Source organism: Pseudomonas sp. FP1154, from assembly GCF_030687245.1.
GTDB lineage: Bacteria > Pseudomonadota > Gammaproteobacteria > Pseudomonadales > Pseudomonadaceae > Aquipseudomonas > Aquipseudomonas rhizophila.
Genome location: NZ_CP117465.1, coordinates 5,190,415 through 5,204,307 on the forward strand (window position 1 = coordinate 5,190,415; position 13,893 = coordinate 5,204,307).

The window sequence follows — 13,893 nt, forward strand, 5'->3', positions numbered from 1 at the left end:
TGCGTGACAGTCAATATCGATGTTGAATGTGACGCCGCTATCGCGAGCAGGCTCGCTCCCACAATGGGTTGCGCCAACCCTGTGATCAGATTCGCCTCTTTAAGAGCTTTCGCACCCAGCCTACTGGCGTTATCCTTGATTTCATCTTAATTGCCCCAGGGCGGCTAAAAACGACCTTGAACGCACCCATCGAACCACATCGTTTCATTCTCGAGCCCTTTGAGGCTCGCCGCTTCGCCAATCTGTGCGGGCAATTCGACGAGCATCTGCGCTTGATCGAACAGCGCCTGGCCATCGAGATCCGCAACCGCGGAAACCAGTTCGAACTGATCGGCGAACCCAAGCACACCTCCTCCGCGGAAAACCTGCTGCGCCGCCTCTATCGGGAAACCAAGGGAAGCGAGCTGTCGCCGGACACCGTCCACCTGTTCCTGCAGGAGTCGGCCCTCGAAGAACTCGAGAACCACGCTCCGTCGGAACCTGCCGTGGCCTTGCGTACGAAAAAAGGCATGATTCGCCCTCGCGGCTTGAATCAGCAGCGCTACGTGAAGGAAATCCTGGGCAACGACATCAACTTCGGCATCGGTCCGGCCGGTACCGGCAAGACCTATCTGGCCGTGGCCTGCGCCGTCGATGCGCTGGAACGCGAACAGGTGCGCCGTATCCTGCTGGTGCGTCCGGCGGTTGAAGCGGGGGAAAAACTCGGTTTCCTGCCCGGCGACCTCGCCCAGAAAATCGACCCGTACTTGCGTCCGCTGTATGACGCACTGTACGAAATGCTCGGCTTCGAATACGTCGCCAAGCTGATCGAACGCCAGGTCATCGAGGTCGCACCGCTGGCTTATATGCGTGGCCGTACGCTGAACAACAGCTTCATCATCCTCGACGAAAGCCAGAACACCACGGTCGAGCAGATGAAAATGTTCCTGACCCGGATCGGCTTCGGCTCCACCGCGGTGATCACCGGGGACATCACCCAGGTCGACCTGCCCCGCGGCACCAAATCCGGGCTGAACCATGTGATCCAGGTGCTCAAGGACGTGCCGGGCATCAGTTTCACGCATTTCATGCCCAAGGACGTCGTGCGCCATCCATTGGTGCAGCGCATCGTCGAAGCCTACGAGCGCTTCGAGAATCATCAGGATGAGCTGGCGACCGCTGAGAAGGGCAATCGCCACGATGCTTGAACTTGACCTGCAACTGGCCAGCGAACGCCCCGCTCCCAGCGAGGCTCAGTTACGCCAATGGTGCGAGCTGGCCCTGCGCCAGCGCAGCGCCGACTCGGAACTGACCATCCGCCTGGTGGACGAGCCCGAAGGCCGCGAGTTGAACCACACCTGGCGGCAGAAAGACTACGCCACCAATGTGTTGTCGTTCCCCGCCGACGTGCCCGACGAACTGCTCGACATTCCGCTGCTGGGCGATCTGGTGATCTGCATCCCGGTGGTGGAGCGCGAAGCGGCCGAACAAGGCAAGACCGCTGAGGCCCACTGGGCCCATCTGGTGATTCACGGCTGCTTGCATCTATTGGGTTACGACCATATAGAAGATGACGAAGCCGAGGAAATGGAATCGCTGGAACGAACGTTGCTTGCAGAGCTGGGTCACCCCGACCCCTACGCCGGCGACGAACACTGATACATCAACCTGTAACGACAAAGGATTCAGAGTAATCGCTATGAGCGAAGATCGATCGAGCAACGGGCAGAAGTCATGGCTGGGCAAGCTCACCCAGGCTTTTGCCCATGAGCCGAAAAACCGCCAGGAGCTGCTGGAGCTGCTGCGCGATGCACACCAGAACAAACTGCTAGACAGCGAAGCGCTGGCCATCGTCGAAGGCGCCATCCAGGTCGCTGACCTGCAAGTGCGGGACATCATGGTCCCCCGTTCGCAGATGGTCAGCATCAAGGCGACCCAGACACCTCGCGAATTCCTGCCCGCCGTGGTCGATTCCGCTCACTCGCGCTACCCGGTAGTCGGCGAGAGCCATGACGACGTCATGGGCGTGCTGCTGGCCAAGGATCTGCTGCCGCTGATCCTTCAGGAGAACGGCGACAGTTTCAACATCAAGGACTTGCTGCGCCCGGCCACCTTCGTGCCCGAGTCCAAGCGCCTGAACGTGCTGCTGCGTGAATTCCGCGCCAATCACAACCACATGGCCATCGTCATCGACGAATACGGCGGCGTGGCCGGACTGGTCACCATCGAAGACGTGCTTGAGCAGATCGTCGGCGACATCGAAGACGAGCACGACGTCGAGGAAGACAGCTACATCAAGCCGCTGCCCAGCGGCGACTTCCTGATCAAGGCCCTGACGCCGATCGAGAACTTCAACGAGTTCTTCGACAGTCAATTCTCCGACGATGAGTTCGACACCGTCGGCGGCTTGGTGATGAGTGCTTTCGGGCACCTGCCCAAGCGTAATGAAACCACGGAAATCGGTTCCTGGCGCTTTCGCATCCTGAACGCCGACAGCCGTCGGATTCACTTGCTGCGCCTGTCACCCATTGCCCGATAAACCCTGCGAGACCCGCTAAGGACACACATGCGCTGGACAACCCGCCCCGGCTGGCCCGGTAACCTGCTGGCCATGGCGGCTGGCGCGATCACCACCCTGGCCCTGGCGCCGTTCGACATCTGGCCGCTGGCACTGCTGGCGGTCGGACTGTTCTATGCCGGTCTGCGCGAGCTTTCACCGCGCCAGGCCCTCGGCCGTGGCTGGTGCTTCGGTTTCGGCCTGTTTGGCGCCGGCACCAGCTGGATCTACGTCAGCATTCACAACTTCGGCGGCGCCTCGGTGCTGCTCGCCGGTTTCTTGATGCTGCTGTTCATCGCCGCCATTGCCTGGTTTTTCGCCCTGCCCGCCTGGCTCTGGGCCCGATGGTTGCGGCGTAACGAAGCCCCGCTGGCCGACGCCTTGGCCTTCGCCGCCCTGTGGCTGGGCCAGGAAGCCTTTCGCGGCTGGTTCCTCACCGGGTTTCCGTGGCTGTATTCCGGTTACAGCCAACTTGACGGCCCCTTGGCCGGCCTCGCGCCGCTGGGCGGAATGTGGCTGATTTCCTTCACCCTGGCCCTGACCGCCGCGCTGCTGTACAACGCGCCACGGTTGATCCGCGCCGGGCGCAAAGGCTTTATCGCAGCGGGCGTGGTCCTGCTGATCGGCCCGTGGGGCGCCGGCATGGCGCTCAAAGACCATGCCTGGACCAGCCCTTCGGGTGATCCGCTGAGCGTCGCGGCGATCCAGGGCAACATCGAACAAAGCATGAAGTGGGATCCCGAGCAGCTCAACGCGCAACTGGCGTTGTACCGCGACATGAGCTTTGCCTCCAAACGGGTCGACCTGCTGATCTGGCCGGAAACAGCTGTGCCGGTGCTCAAGGAGTCTGCCCAGGGCTATCTGGACATGATGGGCACCTTCGCCGCCGAGCGAAATTCGGCGCTGATTACCGGCGTTCCGATTCGCCAACTGGTGCACCAGCAGAAGCGTTACTTCAACGGCATCACCGTGACCGGTGAAGGTGACGGCACTTATCTGAAGCAAAAACTGGTGCCATTTGGCGAATATGTGCCGTTGCAGGACATTCTGCGGGGGTTGATCGCGTTCTTCGATCTCCCCATGTCGGACTTTGCCCGAGGCCCGGCCGACCAGCCTTTGCTGCAAGCCAAGGGTTACCAGATCGCACCGTTCATCTGCTATGAAGTGGTCTACCCGGAGTTCGCCGCCGGCCTCTCGGCGCGCAGCGACCTGCTACTGACCATCAGCAACGACACCTGGTTCGGCACCTCGATCGGCCCGTTGCAACACCTGCAAATGGCGCAGATGCGCGCCCTGGAAGCCGGTCGCTGGATGATCCGCTCCACCAACAACGGCGTCACCGGCCTGATCAACCCCTTCGGCCAGATCACCGCACAGATCCCGCAATTCGAGCGTGGCGTACTGTACGGCGAAGTCGTGCCGATGCACGGGCTGACGCCCTACCTGCAATGGCGCTCGTGGCCGTTGATCATCGTGTGCGTGTTGCTGCTGGGCTGGGCGTTGATGGCGGGACGGATGGCCAAGACGGTTTAAGGTTGCTCGTTCCCACGCTCCGCGTGGGAATGCAGCCCGTGACGCTCCGCGTCATTGGTGGCCGACGCCAGCCCGCCTTGGAACGCAGAGCGTCCCTTGAGGCGTGCCCACGCAGGAGCGTGGGAACGATCCGGGAACACTTCAACGATAAAACAACCTATACCCCACCTGCCCCACCGCCTCGTTCATCAACTGCCCCGATTGCCAGATCGACTTGAACTCCGGCATCCAGCCGCCCAGCGGGCGGGCATTGTCCTGCCCCAGAAAGCCCACCGGTGCAGGAACCACTTCAAACCCCGAGCGCTCGAAACTCCAGACTGCCCGTGGCATGTGCGACGCATGGGTCACCACCACGACTCGTCTGATGCCCTGCGGCAGCAACATCTCGGCGCTCATCTGGGCGTTTTCCCAGGTCGTGCGACTGCGCCCTTCCTGCCAGCGCACGGTGACACCAAAATCATCGAGCATCGAATCGGCCATCAATTTCGCTTCACTCGGCGGGGAGCCATAATGCAAGCCGCCGCTGGTCAGCACCGGCAATCCCGATGCCTTGGCCAGTCGCGCCGCATACCGCTGGCGCTCCAGACCGATGCCGGTGGGCTGGTCGGTACCCCAGGCCAGGTCACCGCGATCGCGGCCCGAACCAAGCAACACGATGGCATCGGCACGTTGCGCCAGCGTCCCCCATTCGCTGCGAGGCAGCGGTGGCTCGCGCTCCAACGCCTTGGCGCTCCATTGCACCACCACAGGCAAACTCATCAGCCAGAAACCGCCCACCCCTGCAATGAAACACAGGCGAGCCAGGCGCGGCCGGGAGTTGCGCCACCACCAGGCAAGCACCAACAGCAGCAAAAGAATGCCGGGCGGCAATAAAAGTTGTTTGATGAAATAGCGAAACGGCATCGGGCATCTCCATAGATGCCCGAAGCCTAGGTGGGTTGACGCAAAGCGACAACAGATTCGAAATAATCTTGAATCAAAAAAAGCGACAAGCGTGAATCCGGCTTTACTTGAACTGCAGTGACCGGACTTTTACAGCATCCCTGGTGGGCGTCCGATCCTTGAGCCATACAACCTTGGCCGAACGGGGCGTATCGAGGCGCTTGAGTAGCTGAGCCCCACTTGTGGGGGCTTGATGCCCGACCTGCTCAAGGTAAGCCTTGACCAGCTCGAACTCTGCGGGGGTCAAGCCACGCAGTTCCAGCTCTGCCGGACGTTCATCGCGCAAGCGACCGGCGGTTCTTGCAGCGTCCAGGGCCACCCCGAGACGATCGATCAGTTTTTCGTACAACTCAGGTGTAGTTACTTTACGTTGTGATTCAACCATCCCTCACCTCATTGAAGATAAGACTCACTCCCCATTGAGAAGCTTAGCTTCGCTGGGCAAACCGGCAGGGCGCCGCGACCAACGGCCCTGAACAGCGGCCGTCACCGGATATCGACAATGCCCCGGCACGCAATCAGGGTTTCCCTCGGCAGAGCACGGTCATGTATGCTACGGCGCTTCCTGTAACTCCACTTCCAGCTCGGCTGGGCATCGAAAACGCCGCATCAGGCGTCGTCTGCGTCCAGCATGGCAACGAAGAGGATTGGGCCACCCCATTCAGTACAAAAGTAGCCATGCACGAACACTATCAGCCCCGTGAAATCGAAGCCGCCGCCCAGTCGTTCTGGGACGAGCAAAAGTCCTTTGAAGTCAGTGAACAGCCAGGCAAGGAGACTTATTACTGCCTGTCGATGTTCCCTTACCCCAGCGGCAAGCTACACATGGGGCATGTGCGCAACTACACCATCGGCGATGTGATCTCCCGCTACCAGCGCATGCAAGGCAAGAATGTCCTGCAACCCATGGGTTGGGACGCTTTCGGCATGCCGGCGGAAAACGCCGCGATGAAGAACAACGTGGCCCCCGCCAAGTGGACCTACGAAAACATCGCCTACATGAAGACCCAGCTGCGCAGCCTGGGCCTGGCGGTGGACTGGTCCCGCGAGGTCACCACCTGCAAGCCTGATTACTACCGCTGGGAGCAATGGCTGTTCACCCGCCTGTTCGAAAAAGGTGTGATCTACCGCAAGAACGGTACCGTGAACTGGGACCCGGTGGACCAGACCGTACTGGCCAACGAGCAGGTGATCGACGGTCGCGGCTGGCGCTCCGGCGCGCTGATCGAAAAGCGCGAAATCCCGATGTACTACTTCAAGATCACCGCCTACGCGGATGAACTGCTGGAGAGTCTCGACGAGCTGACCGGCTGGCCTGAACAGGTCAAGACCATGCAGCGCAACTGGATCGGCAAGTCCCGGGGCATGGAAGTGCAGTTCCCCTACGACGTCGCCTCCATTGGCGAAGCGGGCAATCTGAAAGTCTTCACCACCCGTCCGGATACCCTGATGGGCGCTACCTATGTCGCCGTGGCCGCCGAGCATCCGCTGGCGACCCTGGCCGCCCGCAACAACCCCGAGCTGCAGGCGTTCATTGCCGAATGCAAAGGTGGCAGCGTCGCGGAAGCCGATGTCGCCACTCAAGAGAAGAAAGGCCTGCCGACCTCGCTGTTCGTCGAGCATCCGCTCACCGGCGAAAAACTCCCGGTATGGGTCGCCAACTATGTGCTGATGCACTACGGCGACGGCGCCGTCATGGCTGTTCCGGCCCACGACGAGCGCGATTTCGAATTCGCCCACAAGTACAACCTGCCGATCAAGGCTGTGGTGCGTACCAGCGCCGGTGACCAGACCCCGGCGCCATGGCAGGACGCTTATGGCGAACACGGCGAACTGATCAACTCCGGCGAGTTTGACGGCCTGGACTTCCCCGGCGCGTTCGACGCCATCGAAGTGGCCCTGATCAAGAAAAACCTCGGTGCCTCCCGCACCCAGTTCCGCCTGCGGGACTGGGGCATCAGCCGCCAGCGCTACTGGGGCTGCCCGATTCCGATCGTGCACTGCGATACTTGCGGTGACGTACCGGTACCGGAAGATCAACTGCCCGTGGTCCTGCCCGAAGACGTGGTACCCGACGGCGCCGGCTCGCCCCTGGCGCGCATGCCCGAGTTCTACGAGTGCAGTTGCCCGAAATGCGGCGCGCCGGCCCGGCGTGAAACCGACACCATGGACACGTTCGTCGAGTCCTCGTGGTACTACGCCCGCTACGCCTCGCCGCACTATGAAGGCGGCCTGGTGGAAAAATCCGCGGCTGACCACTGGTTGCCGGTGGATCAGTACATCGGCGGCATCGAACACGCCATTCTCCACCTGCTCTACGCGCGTTTCTTCCACAAGCTGATGCGTGACGAAGGCCTGGTGAGCTCCAACGAGCCGTTCAAGAACCTGCTGACCCAAGGCATGGTGATCGCCGAGACTTACTATCGTCGCGAAGCCAACGGTGCCTACACCTGGTACAACCCGGCCGACGTCGAACTCGAACGCGACAGCAAAGCCAAAGTCATCAGCGCCAAACTGATCGCCGACGGCCTGCCGGTGGAAATCGGCGGCACCGAGAAGATGGCCAAGTCGAAGAACAACGGCGTCGACCCGCAGTCGATGATCGACCAGTTCGGCGCCGACACCTGCCGCCTGTTCATGATGTTCGCCTCGCCACCCGACATGAGCGCGGAATGGTCCGACTCCGGCGTCGAAGGTTCGCACCGCTTCCTCAAGCGCGTCTGGCGTCTGGCTCAAGCCCACGTCACTCAGGGCCTGCCGGGCAAACTGGACGTCGCCGGCCTGAACGACGAGCAGAAAGCCGTTCGCCGTTCGATCCACCTGGCCATCAAGCAGGCCAGCCATGACGTCGGCCAGAACCACAAATTCAACACCGCCATCGCCCAGGTGATGACGCTGATGAATGTTCTGGAAAAAGCCGCGCAAGGCACCGAACAGGATCGCGCACTGGTTCACGAAGGTCTGGAAGCCGTGACGCTGCTGCTGGCTCCGATCACGCCGCACATCAGCCACGAGCTGTGGAACCGCCTGGGCCACGCTGACCCGGTGATTGACGCCAGCTGGCCGGTGGTGGACGAAACCGCGCTGGTGCAGGACAGCCTGACCCTGGTCATCCAGGTCAACGGCAAGCTGCGCGGCCAGATCGAAATGCCAGCCGCCGCCACTCGCGAAGAAATCGAAGCCGCCGCACGGGCCAATGAAAACGTGTTGCGCTTCGTCGATGGCCTGACGATCCGCAAAGTGATCGTCGTGCCCGGCAAACTGGTCAACATCGTCGCAAGCTAATTGGATCGGGCGCCGGCTTGGGCCGGGCGCCGAATATAACCTGCGGGGCCGCACTGTCGAGCCATAGGGTTTCAAGGGGAGCAACAAGATGATCAAACGTAATCTGCTGGTAATGGGCCTGGCGGTCCTGTTGAGCGCCTGCGGCTTCCAGCTGCGCGGCACCGGCACCACCGAGCTGGCCATCACGGAGCTGGACCTCAGCGCCCGGGACGCTTATGGCGAGACCGTGAAGATGCTGCGCGACTCACTGGAAAACAGCGGCGTGAAGGTCTACAACGGCGCGCCGTACAAACTGGTGCTGACCAGTGAACAGCAAAGCCAGCGCAGCCTGAGTTACGCCGGTGCCGGTCGCTCGGCCGAGTACGAACTCAACAACGTCCTGAGCTATGAGATCCGCGGCCAGAACAACCTGGTGCTGCTGGACGACAAACTGCAAGTGCAGAAGGTCTACCTGCACGATGGCAACAACATCACCGGTTCCGACCAGGAGTCGAGCGAAGTGCGTGTCGAAATGCGTCGTGACCTCGTGCAACGCATGATGCTGCGCCTGCAACAACTGAGCCCGGCCCAACTGGACCAGTTGCAGCAGACCGCCGACGCCCGCGCCAAGGCAGAAGCCGACGCACTGGAAGCGGCACGCAAGGCTGAAGCGGAAACCCCGCAACAGTCGCCGATGCAAATCCCCTCTGAATAAGCCTTGCGGGGCGCTCCGGCGCCCCGCTCGCCTTCTCTTATGAAGCTCGCTCCCGCCCAACTCGGCAAACACCTGCAAGGCGCCCTCGCGCCGGTCTACATCATCAGTGGCGATGATCCGCTGCTGTGCCAGGAAGCCGCCGACGCCATTCGCTCTGCCGCCCGTCAGCAAGGCTTCGACGAACGCCAGGTGTTCGCCGCCGACGCCAGTTTCGACTGGGGTACGCTGTTGCAGGCTGGGGCGAGCATGTCGCTGTTCGCCGAAAAACGCCTGCTGGAACTGCGCTTGCCATCCGGCAAACCCGGTGACAAGGGCGCCGCCGCGCTGATCGAATATTGCTCACGACCGGCTGAAGACACGTTGTTGCTCATCAGCCTGCCAAAACTCGACGGCAGCGCGCAAAAAACCAAATGGGGCAAGGCCCTGGTTGAAGGTCAGCAGACCCAGTTCGTACAGATCTGGCCGGTGGACGTCAGCCAGTTGCCCAGCTGGATCCGCCAGCGCCTGTCCCAGGCCGGCTTATCAGCCAGCCAGGATGCGGTGGAACTGATCGCCGCCCGGGTCGAAGGCAACCTGCTGGCCGCCGCTCAGGAAATCGAAAAGCTCAAGCTGATGGCCGAGGGCGGGCAGATCACCGTGGAAACGGTACAGGCCGCCGTGGCCGACAGTGCGCGTTTCGATGTGTTCGGGCTGACCGATGCGATCCTCAACGGTGAAGCCGCCCACGCCCTGCGCATGCTCGAGGGCTTGCGGGGCGAAGGCGTCGAGCCTCCGGTGATCCTCTGGGCCCTGGCCCGAGAGTTGCGCCTGCTGGCCAACCTCTCATTGCAATACAGCCAGGGTGTACCACTGGACAAGGCCTTCAGCCAGGCCAGGCCACCGGTGTGGGACAAACGCAAGCCGCTGATGAGCAAGGCCCTGCAACGCTACTCGGCACCGCGCTGGGCACAACTGCTGCTCGAAGCCCAGCGCATCGATGCGCAGATCAAAGGTCAGGCGGCAGGGTCGCCATGGATGAGCCTGAGCCGCTTGTCGCTGTTGATGGCTGGGCAGCGACTCCCTTTGCCCGCTGAGTAGTCACTCGGCAGAAGCACACTGCATACCTGTGGCGAGGGGATTTATCCCCGTTGGATTGCGAAGCAACCCCAAAACTAGGCGCCGTGGAGTGTCAGGCAGTTTGTAATGGGGACGCTTCGCGCCCCAGCGGGGATAAATCCCCTCGCCACGGGTCATCTTCCACCACAAGTTGCGTGTCCGTCTGATGACACTTCTTGCACACCCCAGGGACTGGACAACCTCCCGACTCTGTCCCATGATTTACCCCGCAAAAACCACCCCACGAGAGATCCCATCATGAGCAAAAAGCCATCCAAGCATGGCCCCAACAAGGCCAAATCCATCATCGCCCAGCCCCTGTTCCGCAGCCGCCAGGAACGACCCGCCAAGGGCAAAGGCAGCTACCGCCGCGAAGCCTTCCAGTCTGACAACTGGGAGGCTTCTTGCTTTGTGGCGGCTTGAAACACCCGGACCAGCCCTATTCTCCTTTGCGCATGATAAGGTCAGCATCTGATTTGTTTATCTGGACCCGTGCATGCCCTTTTGTCTTTCCCGTCGTTGGCCCCTGCGCCAATTGATTGCAGCCACAAGCGTCGTTCTGCTTGTCGCCTGCGCAGAAAAACCTACCGCCGCCGACGCCCAACCGCTCAAGACCGTCCCTGCCGTGCCTGCTCCTGCCATCGTGCCGCCCGCGGTCCCGACCGGTGACAACCTGGTCATCGCTCCCACGCAAACTTTCGCCGAATGGCAAGCCGGGTTTCGCAAGCAAGCCCTGGCCGCGGGAATCCGTGCCGACCTGTTTGATCGCGCCTTTATCGGCGTCAGCCCGGACATGAGCGTCATCAAAGCCGACCGCAGCCAGCCGGAATTCAGCCGTCCGGTGTGGGAATACCTCGATGGAGCGCTGTCGCCGCTGCGAGTACGCCGGGGCCAGACACTGGTCCAACAGCATGCCGACATCCTGCAAAGCATCGAGCAGCGCTATGGCGTCGACCGCCAGGCCTTGGTTGCGGTGTGGGGCATGGAAAGCAACTTCGGTCAGTTCCAGGGCACCAAGTCGGTGATCAACTCCCTGGCGACCCTGGCCTATGAAGGGCGACGCCCGGGGTTTGCCCATGCGCAGCTGATCGCCGCACTGCAGATCCTGCAAGACGGCGACATCGCTCCGGAAAAAATGCTCGGTTCCTGGGCCGGAGCCATGGGCCAGACCCAGTTCATTCCCACCACGTACAACACCCACGCGGTGGATTTCGATGGTGACGGCCGCCGCGATATCTGGGGCAGCGCCACCGACGCCCTGGCCTCGACCGCACACTACCTGCAAAGCTCTGGCTGGCAGCGCGGACAGCCGTGGGGCTTCGAGGTACGACTCAGAGAAGGGTTCGACTACCCGCTGGCCGACGGCGCGATCCGCAAACCCGTCTCCGAATGGCTGCAACTGGGCGTCAGCCTGCCCAACGGCAGCCAGGTCCCAGCCGGCGCCGAACACTTGTCGGCAGCCCTGCTGCTGCCGGCCGGCTATCGCGGGCCGGCCTTCCTGGTGCTCGATAACTTCCGCGCCATCCTCAAGTACAACAATTCCTCGTCGTACGCCCTGGCGGTGAGTTTGCTGTCAGAACGCTTCGCCGGCGCGGGGCTGATCAGCGGGCAATGGCCAAAGGACGATCTGCCCTTGAGCCGTAGCGAACGCTTTGAACTGCAAACCTTGCTGGGCAAACACAACTTCGACGCAGGCACGCCCGACGGCATCATCGGCGCCAACACCCGCAAGGCCATACGCAGCGCCCAGCAGTCGTTCGGCTGGCCCGCGGATGGGTATCCGACGCACAAGCTGCTGGAAGGGTTGCGTAACCGCTAGATCGCCTTATGGCCGCTGCCCTCATCGCGAGCAGGCTCGCTCCCACAGCTGACTACCAAACGCGGTCCAGTGTGGGAGCGAGCCTGCTCGCGATGAGGGACTTTCAGGCAACAAGCGCTCGGCTGACCACCACATCCTGCTCCAGCACCAACCTCTTCTCCCCCGCATCCAGCGTCACCAACGCGCCCATGGGCAACGTCAGGTTCGGATCGCAATGCCCACTGCGCCAACCGGACAACACCGGGATGCCAAACGGCTCGAAGGTCTGCTGGAACAGCTTGTTCAACGCCTCAAGGTCCACCCCGGCGACATCCCCCAGCAACACACCCCGCAGCTTTGCCAGCGTGCCAGCCAGTCGTAACTGGGTCAGCAGACGGTCGATGCGGTAAAGCGGCTCGTTGATGTCTTCCACCAACAGGATCACGCCTTCGGCGTCGATTTCGTAGGGCGTGCCCATGGTCGCGGCAATCATCGACAGATTGCCCCCCAGCAAACGCCCGCAGGCGATGCCGGGTGCGACGGTAGTCAATGGATAAGCTGCGGGATGGCTCAGCACACTGCCGGCCTTCAACTGCCCACGCAACAGGCTGAAAAAAGAAGTGACGGTGGAGGGTTCCTTGTCGCCGAGAAGATCGGCGTTTAGCAACGGGCCATGAAAGGTGACAAACCCTGCATAGCGGCTGATGGCCAGGTGCAAGGCGGTGATGTCGCTGTAGCCGACGAAGGGCTTGGCGTTGCGCCGCAACAGGTCGAAATCGATGCGATCCAGCAAACGCGGGGTGCCGTAGCCGCCGCGCAGGCAAATGATCGCTTTTACTTCTGGGTCGGCGAAGGCGGCATGCAGGTCGTTGAGGCGTACTTCGTCGCTGCCGGCCAGGTAGCCGTCCTTTTCGTACACACCTGGGAATATACGCAGCTCATGGCCCCGGGCGCGCATCCATTGGATGGCTTTGTCCGTTTCCAGGTTTGCTGGGCCGGCGGGGGCGATCACGGCGATCAGGCCTTCGGTCGGGAGTGCTGGGACGGGGTGATGTGGATTTAGGGTGTGAGTGGGTTCCATGAGTCTCCCGGTTTTTAGGCATGCTTATGGGTGTATATCCGTTTTTTGCGTAACGGCGGCTGGCGGTTCCGCTCTTACAGCGGGTCACTTTTGGAAGAGCCGGATGCCGGACCAACCAAAAGTAACCAAAAACGCTTTGCCCCACCACTCGGCACCTCGCTTAGGCTCGGTGTGCCCGAACGAAGGCATTGCTCCGTGGGCCCGCCGCGAAGGGCCATCCATGGCCCAGCGCGGCTATCCCGGCATCCATGCCGGGATGCCCACTGCGCAATACCTGCGTTCGGCCAGCGTGGTTTAACGGGGCGTCAAGATCAAGATCAAGATCCAAAGCAAAGCAAAGCAAAGCAAAGCAAAGCAAAGCAAGAGCTGGGCATGTCCAGCATCTATGTGGCTGAACCACCGCTATCGCGAGCAGGCTCGCTCCCACACTTGATCTTCAGCAGCCACAAAACTCATGTAAACCGCAGACCCACTGTGGGAGCGAGCCTGCTCGCGATGAGGCCAGCAAAGCCAGTATCCATGTATCTGAACCACCGCTTTCGCGAGCAAACCCGCTCCCATAGGGGAAACGCGATACCCCCAAACCAGGCCGGCTGTCAGGCCGCCTCGCGGTGGACGTTGATCTGGGGCGCCCCGTTAACCACGCTGGCTGAACGCAGGCATTGGTTCGTGGGTAACCCGGCATGGATGCCGGGTTAGCCGCGCTGGGCCATGGATGGCCCTTCGCGGCGGGCCCACGAACCAATGCCGGAGTGAAGGCATGCCGAGCCTAGGCGAGGCACCGAGTGGTGGGGCAAGAGCGTTTTGGTTACTTTTGCCTGGGCCGGCTTCCGGATTTTCAAAAGTGACCCGCCGTAAGGGCGGAACCATAAGTAGCCGTTACCGCAGCAACGGATATACACACCGCCCCAAAAAACAACCCTAGAAAA

The 13,893-nt window shown here is 61.7% G+C and carries 13 protein-coding genes; 10 read left to right on the forward strand and 3 right to left on the reverse strand.

The annotated features are described in order from the left end of the window. Positions 1-176: 176 nt before the first annotated feature. The 4 genes from PSH91_RS23195 to lnt are packed head-to-tail and all read left to right on the forward strand — an operon-like array spanning position 177 to position 4,069. Complete coding sequence (locus tag PSH91_RS23195) at positions 177-1,187, forward strand: PhoH family protein (protein WP_047229508.1); 1,011 nt, start codon at positions 177-179, stop codon at positions 1,185-1,187. After that, on the forward strand, positions 1,180-1,638 hold the full coding sequence (ybeY, locus tag PSH91_RS23200) for an rRNA maturation RNase YbeY (protein WP_047229507.1): 459 nt from the start codon (positions 1,180-1,182) through the stop codon (positions 1,636-1,638). Before PSH91_RS23195 ends, ybeY begins: the two co-directional genes overlap by 8 nt. 40 nt (positions 1,639-1,678) lie before the next feature. Then, positions 1,679-2,518, forward strand: a complete 840-nt coding sequence (locus PSH91_RS23205) for an HlyC/CorC family transporter (RefSeq protein ID WP_025215634.1) — start codon at positions 1,679-1,681, stop codon at positions 2,516-2,518. Positions 2,519-2,545: 27 nt separating this feature from the next. Beyond that, positions 2,546-4,069 carry an apolipoprotein N-acyltransferase gene (lnt, locus tag PSH91_RS23210; RefSeq protein WP_281459808.1) on the forward strand — a complete coding sequence of 508 codons (1,524 nt, stop codon included), beginning with the start codon at positions 2,546-2,548 and terminating at the stop codon, positions 4,067-4,069. Between the two features lie 141 nt (positions 4,070-4,210). Here the strand turns inward: lnt and PSH91_RS23215 are convergent, their stop codons facing one another. Further along, positions 4,211-4,972 carry a YdcF family protein gene (locus PSH91_RS23215; RefSeq protein WP_047229505.1) on the reverse strand — a complete coding sequence of 254 codons (762 nt, stop codon included), beginning with the start codon at positions 4,970-4,972 and terminating at the stop codon, positions 4,211-4,213. Positions 4,973-5,075: 103 nt separating this feature from the next. After that, positions 5,076-5,396, reverse strand: coding sequence for a hypothetical protein (locus PSH91_RS23220; RefSeq protein ID WP_047229504.1), 321 nt, complete (start codon positions 5,394-5,396; stop codon positions 5,076-5,078). Positions 5,397-5,689: 293 nt separating this feature from the next. Between PSH91_RS23220 and leuS the strand changes: the two genes are divergently transcribed. The 5 genes from leuS (at position 5,690) to PSH91_RS23245 (ending at position 11,904) form a co-directional block, all read left to right on the forward strand. Continuing rightward, the gene (gene leuS / locus PSH91_RS23225; protein ID WP_047229503.1) at positions 5,690-8,296 is read left to right on the forward strand and encodes a leucine--tRNA ligase; all 2,607 of its coding nucleotides are present in this window, start codon (positions 5,690-5,692) and stop codon (positions 8,294-8,296) included. A gap of 88 nt (positions 8,297-8,384) precedes the next feature. Continuing rightward, complete coding sequence (gene lptE / locus PSH91_RS23230) at positions 8,385-8,990, forward strand: LPS assembly lipoprotein LptE (protein WP_107321820.1); 606 nt, start codon at positions 8,385-8,387, stop codon at positions 8,988-8,990. Positions 8,991-9,029: 39 nt separating this feature from the next. Next, positions 9,030-10,067, forward strand: a complete 1,038-nt coding sequence (holA, locus tag PSH91_RS23235) for a DNA polymerase III subunit delta (protein WP_076383505.1) — start codon at positions 9,030-9,032, stop codon at positions 10,065-10,067. Positions 10,068-10,343: 276 nt separating this feature from the next. Continuing rightward, on the forward strand, positions 10,344-10,508 hold the full coding sequence (gene arfA / locus PSH91_RS23240; RefSeq protein ID WP_047229500.1) for an alternative ribosome rescue factor ArfA: 165 nt from the start codon (positions 10,344-10,346) through the stop codon (positions 10,506-10,508). Positions 10,509-10,581: 73 nt separating this feature from the next. After that, complete coding sequence (locus PSH91_RS23245; protein WP_305466843.1) at positions 10,582-11,904, forward strand: lytic murein transglycosylase; 1,323 nt, start codon at positions 10,582-10,584, stop codon at positions 11,902-11,904. Between the two features lie 103 nt (positions 11,905-12,007). Here PSH91_RS23245 and PSH91_RS23250 read toward each other — a convergent pair whose 3' ends face one another. Further along, positions 12,008-12,964 carry an LD-carboxypeptidase gene (locus PSH91_RS23250; protein WP_047229498.1) on the reverse strand — a complete coding sequence of 319 codons (957 nt, stop codon included), beginning with the start codon at positions 12,962-12,964 and terminating at the stop codon, positions 12,008-12,010. A gap of 103 nt (positions 12,965-13,067) precedes the next feature. On the opposite strand from PSH91_RS23250, the gene PSH91_RS23255 reads away from it, so the two are divergent. After that, positions 13,068-13,262 carry a nucleoid-structuring protein H-NS gene (locus PSH91_RS23255; RefSeq protein WP_178129680.1) on the forward strand — a complete coding sequence of 65 codons (195 nt, stop codon included), beginning with the start codon at positions 13,068-13,070 and terminating at the stop codon, positions 13,260-13,262. Positions 13,263-13,893: the final 631 nt, after the last annotated feature.